Below are 1,422 nucleotides of genomic sequence, written 5' to 3'. Positions count from 1 at the left end.
CCAGACTCACCGATGCTGCGGGGCGCGCGAATGTCGGCTTTCGTCCGGCGCGTCGCACCATGATGGAGTTAGTCAGCTTCCACCAAGTCACTCCGGGCATCGCGGATGATCATCCACGACGAATGCAGGAAAAGCCCCGCGATCGCGAACGCGACGATCAGGTCGGGCCATGCACTGCCAAGCCACGCGACCAGCCCGGCGGCGATGACCACGGCGAGGTTGCCGATGGCGTCGTTGCGAGAGAACAGCCAGACGGCTCGCATATTGGCATCACCCTTGCGGTGCTTTAGCAGCGGCAGCACCGCGAGGATGTTTACGATCAGCGCACCTACCGCGAAGGCTCCCATCAACCCGGCTTCTGGCGTGGTCTGGTTGAGGACACGCCAGAGCGTGCTGCCGACAACGCCAAGGCCCAGAAGGCCCAGAAACACGCCTTGGATCATCGCCGACCGCGCCCGCCATGTCAGGCTCCAGCCGATGGCGAGCAGGCCCAGAAACGTGATCGCACCATCGCCCAGAAAATCGAGCGCGTCTGCCTTCAGCGCCTGCGAACCGGACAAGAACCCGCCGAACATTTCGACCACGCCGTATCCGAGATTGAGCGCGACCACGATCCAGAGCGCGCGGCGATAGCTCGGGTCCTTGTAGGCCGGATCGGACGATGTATCGCCGTCCTCGATCTTCTCGAAACCGTAGCCGGTCGCGTCGAGCGCGGGCCGCACTTTCGGCAGATCGCCGTCCGCGATCCGCAATGTCATGATGTGGGTGGCGGCGGACACTTTCACGTCGCCTTCGGCCACGCCCGCAGACCGGGCCGCGCGCTCGATCTCGGCGGCATCTTTCGCGCAGTCCATGCCTTGCACCCGCATTCGGATCGGGGAGGAGGCTGTCGCCAACTTGCTGTTATCGGGCTGGCTCATGTGCGATCCTTTTTGTGGTGGCGGGCGAAAAGGTACGCTGCTAACGTATCAGTGGATAATGATATGACAGCGCAAAACATTCAAGACGATCTTTCGGCACCCGATACACTGGAACTGCGGGCAAAGCTCTTCCGGGGCCTAAGCGATCCCAGCCGTCTGACGATCCTCGATGCGCTGGTGTCGGACGAACGCAACGTGCAGGAAATCGTCGGGCATACGGGTTTGGGTCAGCCCAACGTCTCGAACCATCTGCGCTGTCTGCTGGAATGCGGGCTGGTCAGTCGCCGCAGCAAAGGCCGCTTCGTTCGGTATCGTCTGGCGGACAGGCGGGTCGCCGATCTCATCCGTGATGCAGATCAGCTACTTGCCTCGACAGCCAACGGAGTTGATGCCTGCCAAAGCTATACGGACTAACCGGCGCGACCTGCTGCAATGTCCTATCGGTGCGCCAAACCTGAAGCAGCCATCTGCGCATCCGCAGCGAATGCACCCTTTGTCCCGC

General features: G+C 62.2%; 2 protein-coding genes. One reads left to right on the top strand and one right to left on the bottom strand.

The window, feature by feature from the left end; all coding sequences use genetic code 11:
• Positions 1-68: 68 nt before the first annotated feature.
• Positions 69-920, bottom strand: coding sequence for a cation diffusion facilitator family transporter (locus C8N44_RS23020; RefSeq protein WP_007803328.1), 852 nt, complete (start codon positions 918-920; stop codon positions 69-71).
• A 63-nt stretch (positions 921-983) separates the two neighbouring features.
• Between C8N44_RS23020 and C8N44_RS23015 the strand changes: the two genes are divergently transcribed.
• A complete protein-coding gene (locus C8N44_RS23015) occupies positions 984-1,334 on the top strand; it encodes an ArsR/SmtB family transcription factor (RefSeq protein ID WP_007803330.1) in 351 nt (116 codons plus the stop codon).
• Positions 1,335-1,422: the final 88 nt, after the last annotated feature.

Origin of the sequence: Allosediminivita pacifica (genome assembly GCF_003054175.1) — a bacterium.
GTDB lineage: Bacteria > Pseudomonadota > Alphaproteobacteria > Rhodobacterales > Rhodobacteraceae > Allosediminivita > Allosediminivita pacifica.
Note: the sequence above shows the minus strand (reverse complement) of the source record. Positions and strands in the feature narration are given on the sequence as shown.